This is a genomic window from Bradyrhizobium sp. 139 (genome assembly GCF_023074175.1).
Classification (GTDB): domain Bacteria; phylum Pseudomonadota; class Alphaproteobacteria; order Rhizobiales; family Xanthobacteraceae; genus Bradyrhizobium.
Map to the genome: position 1 here is coordinate 109,062 of NZ_JADPKS010000173.1, position 23,332 is coordinate 132,393.

Consider the following 23,332-nt stretch of genomic DNA (forward strand, 5'->3'; position numbering starts at 1 on the left):
CTCACTCCACCTTGCGAATGCGTTCGATCAACGCGGTCGCGGCGGGATTGCGCCCGGCGGCCCGCGCTTTAAGCTGCGACTGCTCCTCGAGGTCGCGCCATTTCTCGCGCATGAACCGGCTGGAGCGAGCCGCGGCCTCGCGGAAAATCGGCTGGTCGTCCACTGAGAGGCTCTGCCAGGCCTTGAGCGAGATCACCAGCACCTCAGGGCGCGTTTCCTTCTCCTCGCCGAGCTGGCGGGAGTGAAACACCTTGATCTCGTGCCGGCCGCAGGTGCGATCGGCGATCAGGGCGCCCATGTAGCGCAGCGCCTGCACAGTCGGGTAATCCTCGGTCTGGGTGTCGGCAGCGCGGAACTCGCGCGCAACGGCGCCCGTCGCGCAGATGGCCATCGCGCATTCGGCGAACAGAAGCGCAACGAACACCATCCCGGTCCGCGAGAGTTCGGCACGGTTCAACACTGGCACACTCAACCCCTTGGTATGGGAGTCTATGGCGGGAAGAAAAGGTTCAATGCAATCTAGCAGATGGTCGGGGGAGGGCTGTCCCGCCGGGCTCGCCGGGGGCGATTGTGCGGCGCGAGCGATCCTTATTGCTGGTTGAAACCGGAAAAGCCGCGCCTTATGCAGGTATGGTCGCCTTTTTGCCGTGCGACGCGGGAAGAGCCATCGTGATTTCAGCATCGCGTCTTTTGCAGATCGTCGCCGCCTTCATCATCCTCACATTGCCCCCTCAGGCGCGTGCCGCCACCGAGATCGCATGGTGGCACGCCATGTCCGGCGAGCTCGGGCGGCAGCTGGAGAAGCTCGCCTCCGACTTCAACGCCTCGCAATCCGATTACCGGATCGTGCCGAGCTACAAGGGCAACTACACCGAGACCGTGACGGCAGCGATCTTCGCCTTCCGCTCGCGCAGCCAGCCGGCGATCGTCCAGGTCAACGAGGTTGCCACCGCCACCATGACCGCGGCCAAGGGCGCGATCTATCCCGTGTTCAGCATGATGCGGGACATGAACGAGCCGTTCTCGCTCACCAATTACCTTCCCGCGGTCTCCGGCTCTTACACCGATGCGGCCGGCAACCTGTTGTCGTTCCCGTTCAATTCGTCGACGCCGATCCTGTACTATAACAAGACCATGTTCCGCGACGCGGGCCTCGATCCGGAGAAGCCGCCGAAGACCTGGCCCGAGCTTGGGCTTGCTGCAAAACGCCTGCGCGACCGCGGCGCGGTGTGCGGCTTCACCACGTCCTGGCCGTCCTGGATCCATATCGAGAATCTCTCCGCTTTCCACAATCTGCCGCTCGCGACCCGCGCGAATGGCTTTGCGGGACTGGATGCGGAGCTGACCATCAGCAACCCCGTCGTCGTGAAGCATGTCGCCCAGCTCGCCGAATGGCAGAAGGGCAAGGTATTCGACTACAGCGGCCGCGGGCAGTCGGCCGAGCCGCGCTTCCAGAACGGCGAATGCGGCATCTTCATCGGCTCCTCGGCGACGCGGGCCGACATCAAGGCGAATTCGAAATTCGAGATCGGCTACGGCATGATGCCGTACTGGCCCGACGTGAAGGGGGCGCCGCAGAATTCGATCATCGGCGGCGCCACGCTGTGGGTGCTGCGCGACCGCCCGCGCGAGGAATACAAGGGCGTGGCGCGGTTCTTCGCCTATCTGTCGCAGCCCGGCGTGCAGGCGGCCTGGCACCAGAGCACCGGCTATTTGCCGATCACCCGCGCCGCCTATGAGCTGACGCGCGCACAAGGTTTTTACGACCGCAATCCGGGTTCCGCGATCTCGTTCGAGGAGATCACGCTGCATCCGCCGACGGAGAACTCAAAGGGCATCCGGCTTGGTTCTTTCATCCTGATCCGCGGCGCCATCGAGGACGAACTGGAGCAGGCCTTTAATGGCCAGAAGGGCGCGCAGGCTGCGCTCGATTCCGCAGTCGAGCGTGGCAACAAGCTGCTGCGCCAGTTCGAGCGCGCCAGCCCGGACCGGTAGCAACGGCCTGAGCGTGCGCCTCGTCCTTCGAGACGACCGCTCTGCGGTCTCCTCAGGATGAGGCTTAAGCGGCAACGGTGCCCGTTGAAATGGCTGCTACGCACTCCGCCCTCATCCTGAGGAGCCCGCCAAAGCGGGCGTCTCGAAGGATGGGCCGCGGGTGAACTGCTTTGAAATGTAATCAAGGTTGCGATGTGGATGAAACTACCTCAATTCACGAACGCGGAAAGCTTTCGCGCCTGGCGCTCCGCTTCCGCGCGATGGCTGCCGATCGCGCTCGACATCGCCCGTAGCCACGGTCTCGATATCAGCTCCCCTCATGTGTTTGCGACCGGCACCAACCTCGTCATAGGCCTCGGTGAGACGCTGATCCTGAAAATCTTCCCGCCGCTGCTGCACGCGCAATTCGTCTCCGAGCGCGGATCGCTGACCCAGCTTGCCGGCCGTGTTCATTTGCCGATCCCCGAAATCGTCGCGGAAGGGATGCGCAACGGCTGGCCCTATCTCGTCGTCACGCGCCTTGCCGGCACGCTCGGCTCGGAGGTGTGGCCGTCATTGCCGGAAGCGCAGAAGGAGCGCGTGCTGCGCCAGATCGGCGAGACGATTGCCGCCGTGCAGCGCGCGCCGCTCGGAACGCTCGCGCAGATCCAGCCGCGCTGGGACGACTTCATGCGCGCCCAGATGCAGGGCTGCAAGGCGCGGCACACGCGCCTTTGCCTTGCGCCAAAATTCCTCGCCGGTCTCGACGATCTGCTGCGCGACGCAGCTGCGCTGATCCCGATGGATGCGCCGCCGGTGATCCTGATCGGCGAATACATTCCGGAGAACTTCTTGCTCGCCTGCCATGACGATCAATGGTCGCTCGCCGGCCTGTTCGATTTCGGCGACGTGCTGACGGGATGGCGGGACTACGACCTGCTCGGCCCCAGCGCCTTCATGGCGGCGGGCCGGCCGGACCGCGTGCGCAGCCTGCTCGAAGGCTTTGGCCACGAGAAGCTCGACTTCGCGCTGAAGCGGCGGCTGATGGCCCTGATGCTGCTGCATCGTGCCAGCGACCTCAACAGCCACATCTGCATCGAGGGCTGGCAGGAGAGGGCAAACGATCTCGTCGCGCTTCAGGATCTGATCTGGCCGGGGTGAGCGCTCCCGCCCCACCTCTCTCTCTGTCATTCCGGGGCCTGCGGAGCGGCGAGCCCGGAATCCATCTTCCCGCGCGTTCTGCGGCCCGATGGATTCCGGGCTCGATGCTGCGCATCGCCCCGGAATGACGACCGCGCCTCGCCGCTACGGCACTGGCGCCCAATCATCTGCGCGAGGACTTCTGCCGTTGCCTCCCAGATGGGCCTCCGCTCTTCTAAGCCCAATTCTTGAGCAATTTCTATTAATTGTATGCAGATCGAAGGATCACCACGCTCTGCCGGATCGGGCGGAAAATAGAAAATCGCTTGCACTTCAGTCGATTAACCCACGGCTAACGCCTCGTTAAGCCTTGGCACGAACCTTGCGAATCCAGTTCCAACCAGAAGCTTTTGTGTTGGAGCCATTCCATGAAGCGCCGCGATTTCCTCAAGTCCGTTTCCGGATTGGCCGCAGGCGCGGCGCTTCCGGCCGTGCCGTCCGTGATCTCGTCCGCCCAGGCCGATGCGCGCTCGGAGACGCTGCTGATCGTCTCGGAAGGTGGCCCCAACAATCTCGACATCCACGGCGTCGGCACCAACGTGCCCGGCTATGAGGTGTCCTGGAATTGCTACGACCGCCTGATCAGCCACGAGATGAAGACCGGTCCCGGCGGCGTTCCCTATTACGACCGCGACAAGTTCAAGGGCGAGCTCGCCGAGGACATGAAGATCGACGACATGTCGGTCACCTTCAAGCTGAAGAAGAACGCCAAATTCCACGACGGCGCGCCTGTCGCCGCCAGAGACGTCAAATGGTCGCTCGACCGCGCCGTCAGCGTCGGCGGCTTCCCGACCTTCCAGATGAGCGCGGGCTCGCTGACAAAGCCCGAGCAGTTCGTCGTGATCGACGACTACACGGTGCGTGTCGACTTCCTGAAGAAGGACAAGCTGACGATCCCCGATCTCGCCGTGATCGTGCCCTGCATCGTCAACTCCGAGCTGGTGAAGAAGAACGCCAGCGAGAAGGATCCCTGGGGTCTCGAATTCACCAAGCAGCAGACCGCGGGCTCCGGCGCCTACAAGGTGACGAAGTGGACCGCCGGCACCGAAGTCATCATGGAGCGCAACGACGACTGGGTCGGCGGCCCCCTGCCGAAGATCAAGCGCGTGATCTGGCGCATGGTGCCGCAGGCCGGCAACCGCCGGGCGCTGCTCGAGCGCGGCGATGCCGACATCTCCTACGAGCTGCCGAACAAGGATTTCCAGGAGATGAAGGCGAACGGCAAGCTCAACGTGGTGTCGCTGCCGTTCTCCAACGGCATCCAGTACATCGGCATGAACGTGACCAAGCCGCCGTTCGACAATCCCAAAGTACGTCAGGCAGTGGCCTACGCGATTCCGTATCAGAAGATCATGGACGCGGTGATGTTCGGGCTGGCGAACCCGATGTTCGGTGCGGCAAAGGACAAGCCGACCGAAGTCGCCTGGCCGCAGCCGCACAAATACAACACCGACATGGAGAAGGCGAAGGCGCTGATGGCCGAGGCCGGCTACGCCAACGGTTTCGAGACCACGATTTCGTTCGACCTGAATTTCGCCGGCGTCAACGAGCCGCTCTGTGTGCTGGTGCAGGAGAGCCTCGCCCAGATCGGCATCAAGACCACCATCAACAAGGTGCCCGGCGCCAACTGGCGCACCGAATTGAACAAGAAGGAGATGCCGCTCTTCACCAACGTGTTCTCGGGCTGGCTCGATTACCCCGAATACTTCTTCTACTGGTGCTATCACGGCAATAATTCCGTCTTCAACACCATGAGCTACAAGTCGGCGGAGATGGACAGGCTGATCGACGGCGCGCGCGTTGCGGCCGCCACCGGCGACATGGCGACCTACGACACCGACGTGAAGGGCTTTGTCGATCTCGCCTACAGCGACATCCCGCGCATCCCGCTGTACCAGCCCTTCGTCAACGTCGCGATGCAGAAGAACATCAGCGGCTACCAATACTGGTTCCACCGTCGTCTCGATTATCGCGCGATGGCGAAGGGGTGAGGGGGCATGCTCACCATGATCGGCGCGAGTGAGGTGTCCGCGTCTCTAGCCATCTTCCCGAGTGAGGTGAGCACGGCTCTCTCATTCCCTCTCCCCTTGTGGGATCCGAGGCGAGCGAAGCTCGCTCTCGAGGGCAGGGTGAGGGGTAGCCACGAACTCCGACCTCGCTTGCGGCGACCCCTCACCCCAGCCCTCTCCCACAAGGGGAGAGGGGGCGCAGCCGAGCAAGCGGCGCGAGCGTGCTCACAAGCGCAGCGCAGAAGGAACGCCTCATGCTGACCATGATCGGCAAGCGCCTGATGTTCGCGATCCCGTCGCTGATCGGCGTCGTCATCGTCACCTTCCTGCTCACCCGCGCACTGCCCGGTGACCCCGCCGCTTACTTCGCAGGTCCCGCCGCGACGAAGGAAGCCGTCGAGCAGATCCGCAAGAAGCTCGGCCTCGACAGGCCGCTGGTCGAGCAGTTCTTCCGTTACACCAACGATCTCGCCCATGGCGATTTCGGCAACTCGCTGACAACGGGACAGCCGGTCGCGGCCGAGATCCGCAATCGCCTGCCGGCTTCCGCCGAGCTGACGCTGCTCGGCCTCATCGTTTCCATCGTGATCGCCATTCCGCTCGGCGTGCTGGCGGCGACGCGGCCGGGATCATGGGTCGACCATCTCTGCCGGGTGACGACGACGGCCGGCGTCTCGCTGCCGGTGTTCTTCACCGGTCTCGTGCTGGTCTATGTCTTCTATTTCCGGCTCGGCTGGTCGCCGGCGCCGCTCGGGCGGCTCGACGTGTTCTACAGCACCCCGCCGACCGTGACCGGCTTCTACCTGATCGACACCTTGCTCGCGCGCGACTTCGAGGCGTTTCGCTCGGCGCTGAGCCAGCTCATCCTGCCGGCGACGACGCTGGCGATCTTCTCGCTGGCGCCGATCGCGCGCATGACGCGGGCCGCGATGCTGGCGGTGCTGTCGTCGGAGTTCGTCCGCACCGCGCGCGCCAGCGGCCTGTCGCCGGCAACGGTCATCGTTACCTATGCCTTCCGCAACGCGATGCTCCCCGTCATCACCACGCTGAGCATGGTGTTCTCGTTCCTGCTCGGCGCCAACGTGCTGGTGGAGAAGGTGTTCGCCTGGCCCGGCATCGGCTCCTATGCGGTGGAAGCGCTGATCTCGTCGGACTTCGCGCCGGTGCAGGGTTTCGTGCTGACCATGGCGGTGATGTACGTGCTGCTCAATCTCGTGATCGACATTCTCTATGGCGTGATCGATCCGCGCGTGCGGCTGGAGGGCTGAACCATGAAGACGTTTCGTCAGGTGCAAGCTCCGAAGACGATGCGCCCCCTCTCCCGCTTGCGGGGGAGGGTTGGGGAGGGGGTCTCTCCGCGAGCGACAGTCCCGATGTGGAGAGAGCCCTCACCCGGCGCGTTGCGCCGACCTCTCCCGCAAGCGGGAGAGGCAAGGCACCGCAGCTTGCCGGATCGGTCAAACGCCATCCTGGTGATTCCATGAGCTCCGTTGCACCTGCTGTTGAACCCGTCGGTCCTGCCCGCACCTCGGGGCTGGTCGCGATCCTCGAACAGACCCGCTACGTGCTCGGCGAGAACAAGGTCACGGGCTTTGCCTTTGCGCTGCTGATCGTGATCCTCGTTGCCGCGATTTTCGGTCCCTATGTGGTGCCGTATGATCCACTGGCGTCCGACACCGCGGCGTCGCTGAAGCCGCCGTCGGCCGCGCACTGGTTCGGCACCGATCAATTGGGCCGCGACATCTTCAGCCGCGTCGTGGTGGCGACGCGGCTCGATACGTTCATCGCGGTCGCCTCCGTCGTGCTGGTGTTCCTGATGGGCGGGCTCGCCGGGATCGCCGCCGGCTATTTCGGCGGCTGGACCGACCGCATCGTCGGCCGCATCGCCGACACCATCATGGCCTTCCCGCTGTTCGTGCTGGCGATGGGCATCGTCGCCGCGCTCGGCAACACCGTGCAGAACATCATCCTGGCGACCGCCATCGTCAACTTCCCGCTCTACGCCCGCGTCGCCCGCGCCGAGGCCAATGTCCGCCGCAATGCCGGCTTCGTGCAGGCCGCGCGGCTGTCGGGAAACGGCGAATTCCGCATTCTCCTCGTGCACATCCTGCCCAACATCATGCCGATCATGATCGTGCAGATGTCGCTCACCATGGGCTACGCCATCCTCAATGCCGCGGGCCTGTCCTTCATCGGCCTCGGCGTCCGTCCGCCGGCGGCCGAATGGGGCATCATGGTCGCCGAGGGCGCCGGCTTCATGGTCTCAGGGGAATGGTGGATCGCGCTGTTCCCAGGCCTGGCGCTGATGATCGCCGTGTTCTGCTTCAACCTCCTCGGCGACGGCCTGCGCGACATCGTCGACCCCCAGCGGAGGACGTGATGGTTGTTTTGTCTGAAGCTGGTGCCGCCCTTCGCCTCTCCCCGCGTGCGGGGAGAGGCCGGGCCGCGCTAGCGGACCGGGTGAGGGGGGCTCTCCGCGAACTCCTCTGGCAATCGTTTGCGCGGATAGAGGCCCCTCACCCCAACCCTCTCCCCGTAAGAACGGGGAGAGGGAGAAGAGCCGCGCCTGCCTCGCCTCCAATTTTTCGTCCGAAATTCATCAACGATTCCAGCCCCGTTCTACTGTGCATGGGGTTGTTTTCGCTCTTTTTGAGTGACGCGAGGCATCCATGACCGCCCAGCCGCTGCTCGACGTTCAGGACCTCACCGTCGAATTCTCCACCCGCCGCGGCATCGTCAAGGCCGTCCAGCACGTCAACATCTCCGTCGCTAAGGGCGAGACGCTTGCCATCGTCGGCGAGTCCGGCTCCGGCAAGTCGGTGACGTCCTACGCGGTGATGCGCATCCTCGACCGGGCGGGACGGATCGCCGAGGGCTCGGTGATGTTCTCCGGCATTGACGTCAAGGCCGCAACCGAAGACCAGATGCGCGATCTGCGCGGCCGCGAAGTCTCGATGATCTTCCAGAACCCGCGCGCGGCGCTCAATCCGATCCGCAAGGTCGGCGACCAGATCGAGGACGTGCTGCGCACCCATGTGCAGCAGGCCATGGTTTCGGATCGCGGCGAAAAGGCGATCGAGGCGCTGGAGCAGGTCAAGATCGCCCGCCCGCGCGAGCGCTACCACGCCTACCCGTTCGAACTGTCAGGCGGCATGTGCCAGCGCGTCGTCATCGCGCTCGCGCTGGCCTGCAATCCGCAGCTCCTGATCGCGGACGAGCCGACCACCGGCCTCGACGTCACCACGCAGAAGACGGTGATGGACCTGATCGTCGAGCTGACCAGGCGCAAGGCGATGTCGACCATCCTGATCACGCATGATCTGGGGCTGGCCGCCGCCTATTGCGACCGCGTGGTGGTGATGGAGAAGGGCCGGGTGGTCGAGACCGCGAAAGCCGCCGACATCTTCGCCAATCCGCAACACCCCTACACCAAGAAGCTGATGCGCGCGACGCCAAGGCTCGGTGTGAGTTTGCGGGATCTGTTGCCGGAGGAGGAGCCCTCAGCCGTCATGGCCGGGCTTGACCCGGCCATCCATCACGCTTCGCAAGACTCGTCTCAGTCGATGGACCCCCGGGTCAAGCCCGGGGGTGACGAGAATCCAACGCCTCTCCTCCTCATCGAAAAGCTCATCAAGGAATATCCCCGCCAGGGCGCCACCGCGACGCTCGGCAAGCTGTTCGGGCGCAAGCCGCCGGTCGAGCCGGACGTGTTCCGCGCGGTCGACGGCATCAGCCTCTCGATCGGCCACGGCGAGAGCGTCGGTCTGGTCGGTGAATCCGGATGCGGCAAATCGACGACGTCGATGATGGTGATGCGGCTGCTGGACCAGACCTCCGGCCTGATCCAGTTCGACGGCGAGGACATCGGCGGCATCGCGCCAGCCTCGTTCGCCCGCCTGCCGCAGCGCAGCCGAATCCAGATGGTGTTCCAGGACCCGACCGACAGCCTCAACCCCCGGTTCACCGCCGCGCGCGCCATCGCTGACCCCATCATGCAGCTCGGCGACGTCAGGGGCCGCGATGCGCTCCGCGCCCGCTGCGAAGAGCTGGCGACCATGGTCGGCCTGCCGCACAATCTGCTGGATCGCTTCCCGCATCAATTGTCCGGCGGTCAGAAGGCCCGCGTCGGCATCGCCCGCGCCATCGCGCTGCATCCAAAACTCGTCATCCTGGACGAGCCGACGGCGGCGCTGGACGTCTCGGTGCAAGCCGTGGTCCTGAACCTGCTTCAGGACCTCACGGCGCGGCTAGGTATGAGCTATCTGTTCGTCTCGCATGATTTGAACGTAGTGCGCTTGTTGTGCGATCGTGTCATTGTGATGCGGACAGGTCGAATCGTCGAAGAGGGATCTTCCGAGCAGGTCCTCAGCGATCCCAAGGACGACTACACCAAGGAGCTGTTGACGGCGATCCCGCATCCGCCGTTGCCGGTGCACTGAGAGATTGTTTGGGAGCGTGATGGCCGAGCCGCTGGACGATTATATCGACGCCGTTTCGAAAGCGCTGGCGCTGCCGGTCGAGGACGCCTGGAGACCGGCCATTCGCGCCAATCTCGAGGTCTCGCTGCGGCTTGGCCGCCTGGTCGACGAATTCGCACTGCCGGACGAGACCGAGCCGGCACCCGTGTTCACGCTGCCATGACGATCCAGCCAGATTTGACGGCTGCTGAGATCGCCAAGGCGGTGGCCGGTGGGCAATTGTCCGCGCTCGATGCCGCCGAAGCCGCGTTCGCACGGATCAAGCAGCACGACACCGTCCTCAATTCCTTCACCGACGTCACCGCCGATCGTGCTCGCGCCAAGGCGCGCGCGATCGACGCCGATATCGCGGCCGGCAAGACCGTCGGCCCGCTCGCCGGCGTCCCCTTCGCGGTGAAGAATTTGTTCGACGTCGCGGGCCTCACCACGCGTGCCGGCTCGAAAATCAACCGCGATCTCGCACCGGCCAAGCGCGACGCCACGCTGATCGAGCGCATGGAAGCGGCCGGGGCGGTGTTGGTCGGTGCGCTCAACATGGGCGAATACGCCTACGACTTCACCGGCGAGAACATCCATGACGGCCCTTCGCGCAATCCGCACGACACGACGCGGATGAGCGGCGGCTCGTCGGGCGGGTCCGGCAGCGCCGTCGGCGGCGCGCTGGTGCCGATTGCACTCGGCTCTGACACCAACGGCTCGATCCGTGTGCCATCCTCGTTCTGCGGCATTTTTGGCCTGAAGCCGACCTATGGCCGGCTGTCGCGGGCGCGCTCGTTTCCGTTCGTCGCGAGCCTCGATCATCTCGGCCCGTTCGCGCGTTCGGTCACCGATCTCGCGCTGGCCTATGACGCGATGCAGGGACCGGATGCCGACGATGCCGCCTGCACCACGCGTGGTCTGGAGCCGACGCTGCCGCTGCTTGCCAATCCGGTTTCGGACCTGCGCATCGCGATTGCCGGCGGTTACTTCCAGAACAACCTGTTTCCCGAGGCTGTCGAAGCGGTCAGCCGCGTCGCCAAGGCACTGGGCGCAACGCGGGTGGTGGACGTGCCCGAAGCCGCGCGCGCCCGCGCGGCGGCCTATGTCATCACCACTACCGAAGGTGCTTCGCTGCATCTCGATCGCCTGCGCAAGCGGCCAAACGATTTCGATCCAGCCGTGCGCGACCGCTTGATTGCGGGCGCCATGGTGCCGGCGCCGCTGGTCGACCGCGCACAGAAATTCCGTCGCTGGTATCGTGCGCAGCTCGCCGAGATCTTCAAATCCGTCGACGTGCTGATCGCACCCGCCACGCCCTGCACGGCGCCGAAGCTCGGCCAGGTCAATTTCAATCTCGGTGGCGTCGAGCTGCCGGTGCGCGCCAATATCGGCATCCACACCCAGCCGATCTCGTTCATCGGCCTGCCAGTGGTCGCAGTTCCGGTGCCGCTCGAGCCGCTGCCGATCGGCGTGCAGATCATCGCCGCGCCCTGGCGCGAGGACATCGCGCTGCGCGTCGCGCACGCATTGGAGAAGATGGGCGTCGTCGCCGCGCCCGCGCCGAAAGGAATCTAAAATGGAAATCGATCTCCCCGACGTGATCGCGGAAGTCAAAGCCGCGTTCGAGCGCTATGAGCAGGCGCTGATCACCAACGACGTTGCCGTGCTCGGCGAGCTCTTCCGCAACGATCCCCGCACGCTGCGCTACGGCATCGGCGAGAACCTCTACGGCTACGCGGCGATCTCCGGCTTCCGCGCCGGCCGCTCGCCAATCGGCCTCAACCGCCGCACCGACAAGACCGTGATATCGAGCTACGGCCGCGACACGGCGGTCGCCTCCACCTTGTTCTATCGCGACACCGCGCCCGGCAAGGTCGGCCGGCAGATGCAGACCTGGATACGCTTCCCGGAGGGCTGGCGCGTCGTCGCCGCCCATGTCAGCATCATCGACGAGTCGAAAGAGACCTGACCGTATGGCGCTTGACGATCTTCCGCAGGGAACACTGCCGGCCGAGCCGGTGGTGCCGCGCGTCGACCGGGCGCAACCCAGCGTGCACAAGGTGACGCGCGCCGAGGAGCTGCGGCTTCAGCTTGCCGACGAAATCGTGCGCGGAACCCTGGCTCCCGGTGCGCCGCTGGACGAGACCGACATCGCGCGGCGCTTCAACGTCTCGCGCACCCCGGTCCGCGAGGCGCTGCGCCAACTGGTGGCGAGCGGCCTCGTCGAGTCGCGCGCCCATCGCGGCGCGGTGGTGGCGCAGCCATCGGCGGAGCGGCTGACAAGCATGTTCGAGGCGATGGCGGAGCTCGAGGCGCTGTGCGCGGGCCTTGCTGCCGGGCGCATGTCGGCCGCCGAGCGCCATGGTCTCGAAGCCATCCACGAAGAGTTGCGGGTGCTGAGCTACGCCGGCAATCCCGATCGCTTCCACGAGGTCAACGAGCGCTTCCATAACGCGATCTATGCCGGCTCGCAGAACGGCTACATCGCCGAGATCACGCTCGCGACCCGCGTGCGCGTGCAACCGTTCCGCCGCGCCCAGTTCCGCAATCTCGGCCGTCTCGCCAAGTCGCAAGCCGAGCACGACCAGGTCGTCGTCGCCATCATGCGCGGCGACAAGCAGGGCGCCGCCGCGGCGATGCGCGCGCATATCGAGCTGGTGCGCGGGGAGTATGAGATCTACGCGGTGTCGGTGTGATATCGTAGGGTGGGCAAAGGCGCGAAGCGCCGTGCCCACCATCTACCCAAGCTGACGGTGATGGTGGGCACGCTTCGCTTTGCCCACCCTACGAAACTCACACCGTCGCAGCTTCCGCCATATACGCCCGCCAGCCGCCATAGCCGGTGATATCGCGGGCATCGCCCAGCACTTCCGGCTCGACGAGAAACCCCTTCACGTTGCGGCCATCGGCCAGCCGCACCGTGCCGATCGCCATCGGCGCGGGGATCGCGTTGACGAACTTGCCGAACGCGGCCGACGACAACGACCAGATCTCCAGCTCGATCGACGCGCCCTTGCCGGCTTCGACGCGCAGCATGCCCGGCTTCGGCGGCGTGGTCTTCAGTGCGTAGAGCTTGTAATCCGGCGCCGTCTTGGTCGCTTCGATCAGCTCTCCGTTCAGGGCCTTCAATTCGCCGTTCAGCGCCATGCCGGAGAGGTGCGCACCGACCACGGCGATCGGAATCTCGTCGCTGCTGTCAGCAGCGAGCTTTGCGAGCGGTGCTTGTGCTGTGCCCTTCGCACCGACCGTCAGCTTGGTATCCGCATGGAACACGCGGCCGATGCTCGCCAGCAGCGCATCACGGCCGGCCGGTGCGAGCAGCGTGATGCCGAACGGAATGCCGTCGGCGCGCATCGATGCCGGCAATGCGAGACCGCAGAGGTCGAGCAGATTGACAAAGTTGGTGTAGGTGCCGAGACGACTGTTAAGTTCGATCGGATTGGCCAGCACCTGCGCAGTCGTGTACGCCGTCGGCGCCGTCGGCAGCACCAGCGCGTCGAGATTGGTGAAGGTGCGTTCGGCAATCTTGCGCAGCCCCTGCAGGCGGTAGAGTGCAGAGAATGTCTCCGCCGCCGTCAGCCGCGCGCCGGCGGCGGTGATCTCGCGCGTCACCGGATGGATCGTATCAGGCGCGGACGCCAGCAGGTTGCGGATCACGAGATAACGCTCGGCGACCCACGGCCCCTCATAGAGCAGCCGCGCGGTCTCGTAGAACGGCTCGAGGTCGAACTCGACCAGCGTTGCGCCGAGCGCGGTCCAGCGCTTCAGCGCATCGGCATGGGCGGCCTCCGCCCTTTTGTCGCCGAAGAAGATCAGCTGCCCGTTGCGCGGCACGCCGAGGCGCAAATTTGCCGGGAACGGCGTGATCGCGCCCAGCGGCCGGTCGCGCGAGAACGGGTCGGCCTGGTCTGGACCCGCCATCACGGAGAGCGCGAGGGCTGCGTCGTCGACCGTCAAAGCAAAAACCGAGATGCAGTCGAGCGTGCGGCAGGCCGGCACCAGTCCCGCGGTCGAGATCATGCCGAGGCTCGGCTTCAGCCCGACGATGTTGTTGAGCATCGCCGGCACGCGGCCGCTGCCGGCGGTGTCGGTGCCGAGCGACAGCGGCACGAGTCCGGCACCGACGGCGACCGCCGATCCCGAGCTCGAGCCGCCGGGAATGAGATCCTCGCGGATCGAATTTTTCGGAATGCCGTAGGGCGAGCGCACACCGACGAGGCCGGTTGCGAACTGGTCGAGATTGGTCTTGCCGATGATGATCGCGCCGGCGGCGCGCAGGCGCTCCACCGCGGTCGAATCATGCGTCGGCGTATAGGAGAAGGCCGGGCAGGCCGCCGTGGTCGGAAATCCCAGCGCGTCGATATTGTCCTTCACTGCGACCGGCACGCCATAGAGCGGCAGGCTGGCTGCATCCGCACGCTCGGCAAGCTTCTCGGCTTCCGCGATCACGTCCGTCTCGTCACGCAGGCTGATGAAGATGGCGGGATCGTTGCGGTCGCGGATGCGCTGATAGGTGCGCGCCACGGTCTGCGCAGGTGTAATCGTGCCCGCGCGATGTGCGGCCACAATCGCGGCGATCGTTTCAGGCTGCTCAGCCCCCATTTCAGCCCTCATGGCGACAAAACTCCGGCAACGTCTCTTCACCCGGATTGAAGCAAGCGATGTGCCATTGTGTACAGAATCCGGGCAGGGCGGTTGCTCCGGATATTATCGAAGGATCAGTGGCTTGGGGGATATTTCGATTGCCGGGCAGGCGGCGGCACCGTCGCCCTGTTACGTGCATTTGCACAAATCTTGAGCAGACGAGATCAGGTGAAGCCGGCGAGGATCCGGAGCAGGCGCTGCCGGTTGGCCTTGCCGATCTTCTCTTCCACATGCCGCTCGTGCTCGGCGGCGAGGCGCTTGAATTTGGCGAGCGCCGTCTCACCCGGTGCGGTGAGGTGCAGCGCGTGGGAGCGGCGGTCCGCCTTCGACTTGATCCGCTTCACCAGCTTGCGCTGTTCGAGGCTGTCGAGCAGATGCACCAGCCGCGCGCGCTCGATGCCGAGCCGATTGGCCACCGCCATCTGCGACAGGCCGGGATTGGCGCCGATCACCGTCAGCACGGAATATTGTGTCGGCCGGATGCCGACCTCGCCGAGGGTCCTGATGAAGTCCTGGAAGATCCAGATCTGGAAGCGCCGCACCGCATAGCCGGCGTGGCCGACCAGCGCGTCGAGGCCGATCTCGTCCGTGTCGTGTTGCCGCGCCGCGCCGTTGCCGGCGCGTTTGCGCGGGGAGGGGCGGGTGTCGGTTCGGGCTGTGCTGGCTGTCACATCGTGTCTCCTGCCGCGCAACCTTAGCGGCTCGACGGCTTAGCCGGAAGATTGTTGTTGACGACAACAATTGTTGTGCCCGACATTATGGCCAAGCAGCCCGGAACGAAGCTGCGGCCGGTCCGGACGTCCCCGGCGAGGAGGAACCATGACATCCGCCGCACACGGTGACGCTGCAAGCCTGTTCGCAACGCCCAAAACCGTCGCCGAACACCGCGCCGACGGTAGCATCGTGCTGCGATCGCCCGAGCCTCTTCGCGAGAGCGCGCGCTGCATCGGCGACTGGCTGGAGCAGTGGGCGCGGCAAGCGCCCGATAAGATCTTCCTCGCCGAGCGCAGCAATGCCGAAGCGCCCTGGATCACCGTCACTTATGCGCAGGCACTGCGGCAGGTGCGTGCGGCAGCGTCATGGATCCTGGCGCAGGGCCTGGGTACCGAGCGTCCGCTCGTGATCCTCTCCGACAACAGCATCGACCATGCGCTGCTCGGGCTTGCCGCCCAGCATGTCGGCGTGCCCTCGGCCGCGATCTCGCCGGCCTATTCGCTGATGTCCCGGGATTTTGACAAGCTCAAAAGCATGATTGCGCTGCTCGAGCCCGGCGCGATCTACGTCTCTGCGACCAAACCGTTCGCCGCGGCGCTCGCCGCAATCAAGCCGTTGCATCAGTCGCAGATCATCAGCGGCAATACCGGCGATGCCGACGCGCTCGCGTTCCTCACCATCGCGGCGACGCCGGAATCGCCTGATGTCGCAACAGCCTTCGCCATGGTGACACCGGACACGATCGCAAAATTCCTGTTCACCTCGGGCTCGACCGGCACCCCCAAGGCCGTCATCAACACCCAGCGCATGCTGACCTCCAGCCAGCAAGCCAAGGCGCAGACCTGGACCTTTCTCGAGCAGGGCCGCGGCGATCTCGTCATCCTCGACTGGCTGCCGTGGAGCCACACGTTCGGCGCCAATCACAATTTCAATCTGGTGCTGCGCAACGGCGGCTCACTTTATATCGACGGCGGCAAGCCCGCGCCCGGTCTCTTCGCGACGTCACTCGCCAATTTGAAAAGCGTGATGCCGACGGTCTATTTCAACGTGCCGCGCGGCTTCGACATGCTGATCGCGGCGCTGCGCGGCGACGAGGAGCTGCGCCGCCGCTTCTTCGGCGAGGTGAAATTCGCCTTCTATGCCGGCGCCGCGCTGCCGCAAAATCTCTGGAACGCGCTCGAACAGCTTTCGGTGGAGACTGTCGGCCGGCCGCTGCCGTTGGTGTCGGCCTGGGGCTCGACCGAAACCTCGCCGCTGGCGACCGACTGTCATTTCCTCGCCGAACGCTCCGGCAATATCGGCGTTCCGATTCCCGGCACCGAATTGAAGCTCGTCGCCTCCGGCGACAAGCTGGAGGTGCGTGTGCGCGGCCCCAACGTCACGCCGGGTTATTGGAAGGCGCCGGAGCTGACCAGACAGGCGTTCGACGACGAGGGCTTCTATCTCATCGGCGATGCCGTGAAGCTTGCCGATGCGAGCAGGCCGGAGCGTGGTCTGTTCTTCGACGGCCGCGTCGCGGAGGACTTCAAGCTCAATTCCGGCACATGGGTCAGCGTCGGCACCCTGCGCGTCGCCGGCATCGCCGCGCTGGCGCCGCTGGCGCAGGACATCGTGGTCGCCGGCCATGGTGGCGACGAGGTGCGCTTCCTGGTGTTTCCGAACATCGCCGCCTGCCGTGCGCGTGCCGGTTTGCCCGAGACGGCTGATGTGAATGATGTGCTGGCGCATGACAAGGTCAGGACCGCGATGGCGCAGGGCCTGGCAAGGCTGAGGCAGCAGGGCGCCAATTCCTCCGGCCATGCCACGCGCGCGCTGCTGCTCGCCGAGCCGCCATCGGTCGACGGCGGTGAAATCACTGACAAGGGCTACATCAACCAGCGCGCGGTGCTGACGCGGCGTCCCGATGCGGTGGCGCGGTTGAATGACGATGGGTCAGCGGAGTGGATCGGGTGCATAAGCTGAATCGGCCACACTCCGTGTCACGAGTGCCGCCGTAGGCACGCTCGATCCACATCGTCATTGCGAGCGTCGCGGCGTCGCGAAGCAATCCAGAATCTCACCGCGTAGACGGTCTGGATTGCTGCACTGCGCTCGCAATGACGGAGATTCTTTTGTTGCCCAAGCAACTAATTTATGCGAATCGTTCCAAGCCAAGGATGACGGCGGGGGAACCGCCGCGTCGGACTTCGGAGGAAACAATGCTCGGCAGGGAGGTTGCCGCAGGCGATAGCCTGCGCATGCCTGAGAATGACGGGAGATCGTGCCCGCCGCGCGATCTGTCAGGCCTCAGTGCTGCCGGTCACCGCGCCGAGATTTTCGTGCAGCCGGCGCAACAGATCGATCAGCACCTCGCGCTCGTCCTTGCTGAGGCAGGACAGCAGGCGCCGCTCGCGCTCGAAGGCGGCGACGATCACCTTGTCATGGGTGGCGCGGCCCCTTGCCGTCAGCGAGATCGAATGGGTGCGGCCGTCGTTCGGGTCGGTGCGGATCGACACCAGCCCGCGTTTCTCAAGGCCGGCCAGCGTCCGGCTCACCGGGCCCTTGTCGAAGCCGATGACGTGGCAGATGCGCGAGGCGGGAATGCCGGGCCCGATCGCCAGCAGCGACATGATCCGCCATTCCGTGACGTTGACGCCGAACTGCCGCTGATAGAACGCGGTCGCGCTGTTCGAGAGCTTGTTGGCGATGAAAGTAATGAACGCGGGGACGTAGCGATCGAGGTCGAGCGTCGGTCCCGTCTCAGCGGGCGCAGGCTTCTGTCGGGATCTTGTCGAAGGCGGCATATCGGGCTTCTTAATCGCAACGTGCCGGAGGACCTAAGGGCATGCGCCGCCTTTTCACAAGATCAAAATGAGGGAGGACTTCAATGAGCGCACCCGGCTCCTCTGTATCAGGCATTCCGCATCTCGACGTCGATCCTTTCGACATGAATTTTTTTGCCGATCCTTATCCGACGCATGAGCTGCTGCGGGAGGCGGGGCCGGTCGTCTATCTCGACAAGTGGAACGTCTATGGTGTGGCACGTCATGCCGAGGTCCATGCTGTCCTGAATGATCCCGCGACCTTCTGCTCCAGCCGTGGCGTCGGTCTCTCCGACTTCAAGAAGGAAACGCCGTGGCGGCCGCCGAGCCTGATCCTTGAGGCCGATCCCCCAGCGCACACCCGCACCCGCGCCGTGCTGTCAAAGGTGCTGTCGCCGACCGTGATGAAGCAACTCCGCGACCGTTTTACCACGGCGGCCGAGCAGCGCGTCGATGTGCTGCTCGAGAAGCGCAGCTTCGATGCCATCACGGACCTTGCCGAGGCCTATCCGCTCTCCATCTTCCCGGATGCGCTGGGGCTGCAGCCGGAAGGCCGCGAGCATCTCATTCCCTATGCGAGTGTTGTATTCAATGCCTTCGGCCCGCCAAACGAATTGCGCCAGCAAGCGATCGAGCGTTCGGCGCCACATCAGGCCTACGTCACCGAGCAGTGCCAGCGCGAGAACCTTGCGCCTGGCGGCATCGGCGCCTGCATTCATGCCCATGTTGACGAAGGCGCGATCACGGCGACTGAGGCGCCGCTGCTGGTGCGTTCGCTGCTGTCGGCCGGCCTCGACACCACGGTCAACGGTATCGGTGCGGCGGTCTATTGCCTTGCACGCTTCCCCGATCAGTGGCAGCGCCTGCGCAATGACCTCACGCTCGCGCGCAACGCCTTCGAGGAAGCCGTGCGGTTTGAAAGTCCGGTGCAGACCTTCTTCCGCACCACAACGCGCGACGTCGAGCTCTCCGGCGCGGCGATGGGCGAAGGTGAGAAAGTCCTGATGTTTCTTGCCGCCGCCAATCGCGATCCGCGGCGCTGGGACAAACCCGACAGCTATGACATCACTCGCCGTACGTCCGGCCATGTCGGCTACGGCTCCGGCATCCACATGTGCGTCGGCCAACTCGTGGCGCGGCTTGAAGGCGAGACGATGCTTGCGGCGCTGGCCCGCCGGATCGCAACGATCGAGATCACGGGCGAACCAACGCGCCGCTTCAACAACACGCTGCGCGGGCTCGACAGCCTGCCGGTGACGATCACAGCGGCCTGACGCCATCGCCAACCACCGGCGGCGCAAACGACAAACACGGCAGGGGAGAGAACCATGAAACATCTGAAGTGCACGCTCGCGCTGGCTGCGAGCCTGATTAGCAGCGCTGCAAGCGCCGAGATTTCGGACCATGTCGTGCGCATCGGTGTGCTCAACGACATCTCCGGCATCTTCCAGGACACCAACGGCATGGGCTCGGTCGAGGCCGCACGCATGGCAGCGGAGGACTTCGCCGACGGGGGTAAGGGCATCAAGGTCGAGATCGTCTATGCCGACCATCAGAACAAGGCCGATGTCGGCAATGCCATTGCGCGCAAATGGCTCGATGTGGAAGGCGTCGACGCCATCGTCGATGTGCCGAACTCGGCCGTCGGCCTCTCCATCAACACGCTGCTGCGCGACAGCCGCATGACCTTCCTGGCGTCCTCGACGGCAAGCTCCGATCTCACCGGCAAGGCCTGCTCGCCCAACACCATCCAATGGGTCAACGACGCCTGGGCCACCGGCAACACCACGGCGGCCGCGATGATGTCACGCGGCGGCAAGGACTGGTATTTCCTCACGGTCGACTACGCCCTCGGCAAGGGCATCGAGGCGGAGGCGCAAAAGTATATCGAAGGGCATGGCGGCAAGGTGGTCGGATCCAGCAAGCATCCGCTGGGCACCTCCGACTTCGCGTCATTTCTGTTGCAGGCGCAGGGTTCGAAGGCGCAGGTGATCGGGCTCGCCAACGCCGGCGGCGATACCATCAACGCGGTGAAGCAGGCGGCCGAGTTCGGCATCCAGCAGGGCGGGCAGAAGCTTGTCGCCTTCCTGCTCTTCATCAACGACGTCCACGGCATGGGCATCAAGGTCGCGCAGGGGCTCCAGCTCATGGAGGCCTTCTACTGGGACATGAACGACGATACCCGCGCCTTTGCGAAACGCTTTGCTGCGCGGCCCGGCATGAACGGCAAGATGCCGAGCGGCAATCAGGCCGGCGTCTATGCCTCCACACTCTCCTATCTCCGCGCGGTCGCAGCCACCGGAAGCGACAACGCAAAGGACGTCGTCCCCGAGATGAAGAAGTTCAAGGCAAGGACAAGCTGTTCGGCGACACCGCCATCCGTCAGGACGGCCGCGTCGTGCATCCGATGTATCTGTTCGAGGTGAAGAAGCCGGAGGAGTCGAAGTACCCCTACGACTATTACAAGCTGGTCTCGACAATTTCGGCGGATCAGGCGTTTCGCCCGATGGCCGAGGGCGGGTGTGAGTTGGTGAAGTAGCGAAAGCTGTTGCGGCGACTGCGGCTGCCTTCGCCTCTCCCCGCGTGCGGGGAGAGGCCGGAATTTGCGTAGCAAATTCCGGGTGAGGGGGAGCCTCCACGAGTCCAACTTCCTGCGTATTTGCGGAGGCAGCCCCTCACCCCGTAAGAACGGGGAGAGGGGGAAAGGTCACCCCACCACCTTGCTGCTCCCCTGCGTGATCAGGCGCGCGGCGCGCTGGTCGCGTGCATAGATCCAGAGCCAGCTCAGGGCGACGCTGAGGCGGTGGCGCAGGCCGATCAGGAAATAGATGTGGGCGATGCCCCAGATCCACCATGCGATGGTGCCGCGCAGCTTGATACGGCCGAAGTCGATCACCGCGAGCCGCTTGCCGATCTGTGCAAGGCTGCCGGCATGCTTGTAGCGGAACGGGCCTGTCGGCTCTCCGCGCAGGCGCGCTTTGATGGTCTCGGCGACATGACGTCCCTGCTGTTTGGCGGCCGGCGCGATGCCGGGCACCGGTTTGCCCTCCCAGGCGTCGATGGTCACGGTGTCGCCGATCGCAAAGATCTCGGGATGGCCGGGGATCGTCAGGTCGGCCTCCACTTGCACGCGCCCGGCACGGTCGGATGGCGCGCTCAGCCATTCGGCGGCGGGCGATGCGCGCACGCCGGCCGCCCAGATCTTGGTCTTGGCGTCGAGCCGCGTGCCGCCGAACACCACGCCGTCGCGGTCGATCTCGGTGACGGCCTGCCCCAGCACCACCTCGACACCGATCTTCTCGAGCGAAGCCTGCGCATAGGCCGAGAGATCGTCGGCGAAGCCTGCGAGCACGCGCGGGCCCGCCTCGATCAGCACAACGCGCGCCTTGGTCGTGTCGATGTTGCGGAAATCTTCCGGCAGGGTCTGGTGCGCCATCTCCGCGATGGTGCCCGCGAGCTCGACACCGGTCGGACCCGCGCCGACGATGACGAAGGTCAAGCGCGCCGCGCGCCGGGCCGGATCGGTCTCGCGCTCGGCGCGCTCGAATGCCACCAGGATGTGCCGGCGCAGCGTGGTCGCGTCTTCCAGCGTCTTCAGGCCGGGCGCGAACTGCTCCCACTCGTCATGGCCGAAATAGGCATGGCGGGCGCCGGTTGCGAGTACCAGCGTGTCGTACGGCGCTTCGCTGCCGTCATCGAGCAGGACCGTGCGTCTGCCGGCATCGACGCCGTTGACGGTCGCAAACAGCGTCGTCACCTCGCGCCGGCCGCGCATGAGATGCCGGACCGGCCAGGCGATCTCGCTGGTGGCGAGCGAGGCGGTCGCGACCTGGTAGAGCAGCGGCTGGAATAGATGATGGTTGCGGCGGTCGATCAATGTGATCGCGACAGGGACGCCGGCGAGCCGATAGGTCGCTTCCAGCCCGCCGAAGCCGGCCCCGACGATGACGACGCGATGGGGTGTGGTGGTCATGGTGCGGCCCTCGAATCTCGCTGCTTCTCCGCTTCATTTAAGTGCGCAAAGTGACCCGCGGTCCAATAGCCGTCGTCTATGGGGGAATAGGCGGCCTGTATCGAGGTCGGCGAAAAAGCGCCGCAGCCCTCGCCGAAATGAGTAGAACTATAGTTCTTGCCATTAACGATTAGCGCGAATTATGGTGCAGGGAAGGCGCCGAGGCCATTGGCGGCTCGACGGATTTTGCGCTCTAAAGAGACGATCCTGGGCGGCGATCACCCCGTTCCGGGACAAAGAGAATTGAGGAGGGGAGTGGTTATGAGAACAGCATTCTGGCTGGCGGGCGCGGCTGCGCTCGCGCTGGCAAGCCCGGCGTTCGCCGGCGACACCATCAAGATCGGCTTCGTTTCGACCTTCAGCGGCCCGACCGCCGTGATCGGCAACGACATGCGCAACTCGTTCGAACTCGCGCTGGATCACATCGGCCGCAAGATGGGCGGCAAGCCGGTCGAGGTGATCTACGAGGACGACGGGCAGAAGCCCGATGTCGGCAAGCAGAAGACCGAGAAGCTGGTGCAGTCCGACAAGGTCGATTTCATCGTCGGCTACATCTGGTCGAACGTGCTGCTGGCCTCGCTCAAGACTGCGGTGGACTCGCAAACCTTCCTGATCTCGGCCAATGCCGGCCCGTCGCAGCTCGCGGGCGAGCTCTGCTCGTCTTACGTGTTCTCGACCTCCTGGCAGAACGACCAGACGCCGGCTGCCATGGGCCTGTACATGAACCAGAAGGGCGTCAAGAGCGTGTTCCTGATCGGGCCGAACTACGCGGCCGGCAAGGACATGCTTGCGGGCGTGAAGAGCACGTTCAAGGGTGAGGTCAAGGGCGAGGAATACACGGTATGGCCGAGCCAGCTCGACTTCTCCGCCGAGCTCTCGAAGGCGCGCGCGTCAGGCGCCGAGTCGATCTTCGTGTTCTATCCCGGTGCGGCCGGCGTGCAGTTCCTCAATCAATATGCGCAGGCCGGCCTGAAGAGCACGATGCCGCTCTATACGGCGTTCACCGTCGATGAGCTCTCGCTGCCGCTCCAGAAGGAGAATGCATTGGGCGTTCCCGGCGCGCAGGAATGGGTCAACGATCTCCCCAACGAGCAGAACAAGCGCTTCGTCGCCGACTATCGCAAGAAATATACCGGGCTGCGCCCGACCTATTACGGCGCCCAGGCCTATGACGCCGCCCAGCTCATCAACAGCGCGGTGGTCGCGGTGAAGGGCGACACCAGCAAGAAGGACGCGATGAAGGCCGAGATGGAGAAGGCCAACTTCAAGTCGCTGCGCGGCGCGTTCAAATACGGCAACAACCACATCCCGGTGCAGAGCTTCTATCTCCAGGACGTGGTCAAGGACGCCGAAGGCCAGCTCTCGCTGAAGACGGTCGCCACCATCGTCGAGAACGACCAGGACCGCTTCCACGGCAAATGCGCGATGAAGTGAGCTGAGCTCTCTCCTTTCTCCCTGTCCCCGTTCTTACGGGGAGAGGGTTGGGGTGAGGGGCCGCTTCCACAATCACGGTGCGAGACG

Annotated in this window: 18 protein-coding genes and 1 pseudogene; 14 read left to right on the top strand and 5 right to left on the bottom strand. The window is 64.9% G+C overall.

All coding sequences use genetic code 11. From position 1 onward, the window contains the following. Position 1: 1 nt before the first annotated feature. Positions 2-466, bottom strand: a complete 465-nt coding sequence (locus tag IVA80_RS36605; protein ID WP_346348060.1) for a hypothetical protein — start codon at positions 464-466, stop codon at positions 2-4. 164 nt (positions 467-630) lie between these two features. On the opposite strand from IVA80_RS36605, the gene ugpB reads away from it, so the two are divergent. From ugpB to IVA80_RS36655, 10 genes are all read left to right on the top strand, one after another. Then, complete coding sequence (gene ugpB / locus IVA80_RS36610; RefSeq protein WP_247440018.1) at positions 631-1,995, top strand: sn-glycerol-3-phosphate ABC transporter substrate-binding protein UgpB; 1,365 nt, start codon at positions 631-633, stop codon at positions 1,993-1,995. Between the two features lie 198 nt (positions 1,996-2,193). Then, positions 2,194-3,135 carry a phosphotransferase gene (locus IVA80_RS36615; RefSeq protein WP_247439972.1) on the top strand — a complete coding sequence of 314 codons (942 nt, stop codon included), beginning with the start codon at positions 2,194-2,196 and terminating at the stop codon, positions 3,133-3,135. A 407-nt stretch (positions 3,136-3,542) separates the two neighbouring features. Continuing rightward, a complete protein-coding gene (locus tag IVA80_RS36620; protein WP_247439973.1) occupies positions 3,543-5,165 on the top strand; it encodes an ABC transporter substrate-binding protein in 1,623 nt (540 codons plus the stop codon). Positions 5,166-5,437: 272 nt separating this feature from the next. Continuing rightward, the gene (locus tag IVA80_RS36625; RefSeq protein WP_247439974.1) at positions 5,438-6,451 is read left to right on the top strand and encodes an ABC transporter permease; all 1,014 of its coding nucleotides are present in this window, start codon (positions 5,438-5,440) and stop codon (positions 6,449-6,451) included. Between the two features lie 212 nt (positions 6,452-6,663). After that, positions 6,664-7,563, top strand: a complete 900-nt coding sequence (locus tag IVA80_RS36630; protein ID WP_247439975.1) for an ABC transporter permease — start codon at positions 6,664-6,666, stop codon at positions 7,561-7,563. A gap of 289 nt (positions 7,564-7,852) precedes the next feature. Beyond that, positions 7,853-9,622: an ABC transporter ATP-binding protein gene (locus IVA80_RS36635; protein WP_247439976.1), complete on the top strand. Its 1,770-nt coding sequence runs from the start codon at positions 7,853-7,855 to the stop codon at positions 9,620-9,622. Positions 9,623-9,641: 19 nt separating this feature from the next. Next, the gene (locus IVA80_RS36640) at positions 9,642-9,824 is read left to right on the top strand and encodes a DUF4089 domain-containing protein (protein ID WP_247439977.1); all 183 of its coding nucleotides are present in this window, start codon (positions 9,642-9,644) and stop codon (positions 9,822-9,824) included. Beyond that, positions 9,821-11,215, top strand: a complete 1,395-nt coding sequence (locus tag IVA80_RS36645; protein ID WP_247439978.1) for an AtzE family amidohydrolase — start codon at positions 9,821-9,823, stop codon at positions 11,213-11,215. The genes IVA80_RS36640 and IVA80_RS36645 overlap by 4 nt, the downstream gene beginning before the upstream one ends. Before the next feature lies 1 nt (position 11,216). Next, positions 11,217-11,609 carry an oxalurate catabolism protein HpxZ gene (gene hpxZ, locus IVA80_RS36650; protein ID WP_247439979.1) on the top strand — a complete coding sequence of 131 codons (393 nt, stop codon included), beginning with the start codon at positions 11,217-11,219 and terminating at the stop codon, positions 11,607-11,609. Between the two features lie 4 nt (positions 11,610-11,613). Beyond that, positions 11,614-12,336, top strand: coding sequence for a GntR family transcriptional regulator (locus IVA80_RS36655; protein ID WP_247439980.1), 723 nt, complete (start codon positions 11,614-11,616; stop codon positions 12,334-12,336). 97 nt (positions 12,337-12,433) lie between these two features. Here IVA80_RS36655 and atzF read toward each other — a convergent pair whose 3' ends face one another. Together atzF and IVA80_RS36665 are read right to left on the bottom strand one after the other, a co-directional pair. Beyond that, positions 12,434-14,242 carry an allophanate hydrolase gene (gene atzF, locus IVA80_RS36660; RefSeq protein ID WP_247439981.1) on the bottom strand — a complete coding sequence of 603 codons (1,809 nt, stop codon included), beginning with the start codon at positions 14,240-14,242 and terminating at the stop codon, positions 12,434-12,436. Between the two features lie 206 nt (positions 14,243-14,448). Continuing rightward, positions 14,449-14,955: a MarR family winged helix-turn-helix transcriptional regulator gene (locus IVA80_RS36665; protein ID WP_247439982.1), complete on the bottom strand. Its 507-nt coding sequence runs from the start codon at positions 14,953-14,955 to the stop codon at positions 14,449-14,451. Between the two features lie 148 nt (positions 14,956-15,103). Here IVA80_RS36665 and IVA80_RS36670 point away from each other — a divergent pair, with 148 nt between their 5' ends. Next, entirely contained in the window at positions 15,104-16,960 is a 1,857-nt protein-coding gene (locus tag IVA80_RS36670) for a feruloyl-CoA synthase (protein ID WP_247439983.1), read from the top strand. 317 nt (positions 16,961-17,277) lie between these two features. Here the strand turns inward: IVA80_RS36670 and IVA80_RS36675 are convergent, their stop codons facing one another. Then, complete coding sequence (locus tag IVA80_RS36675) at positions 17,278-17,781, bottom strand: MarR family winged helix-turn-helix transcriptional regulator (protein WP_247439984.1); 504 nt, start codon at positions 17,779-17,781, stop codon at positions 17,278-17,280. 83 nt (positions 17,782-17,864) lie between these two features. Between IVA80_RS36675 and IVA80_RS36680 the strand changes: the two genes are divergently transcribed. Further along, the gene (locus tag IVA80_RS36680) at positions 17,865-19,073 is read left to right on the top strand and encodes a cytochrome P450 (protein WP_247439985.1); all 1,209 of its coding nucleotides are present in this window, start codon (positions 17,865-17,867) and stop codon (positions 19,071-19,073) included. A gap of 54 nt (positions 19,074-19,127) precedes the next feature. Then, positions 19,128-20,338: pseudogene (locus IVA80_RS36685) on the top strand (ABC transporter substrate-binding protein). Positions 20,339-20,506: 168 nt separating this feature from the next. Here the strand turns inward: IVA80_RS36685 and IVA80_RS36690 are convergent. Next, a complete protein-coding gene (locus IVA80_RS36690) occupies positions 20,507-21,772 on the bottom strand; it encodes an NAD(P)/FAD-dependent oxidoreductase (RefSeq protein WP_247439986.1) in 1,266 nt (421 codons plus the stop codon). A gap of 300 nt (positions 21,773-22,072) precedes the next feature. Here IVA80_RS36690 and IVA80_RS36695 point away from each other — a divergent pair, with 300 nt between their 5' ends. Continuing rightward, a complete protein-coding gene (locus tag IVA80_RS36695; protein ID WP_247439987.1) occupies positions 22,073-23,245 on the top strand; it encodes an ABC transporter substrate-binding protein in 1,173 nt (390 codons plus the stop codon). Positions 23,246-23,332: the final 87 nt, after the last annotated feature.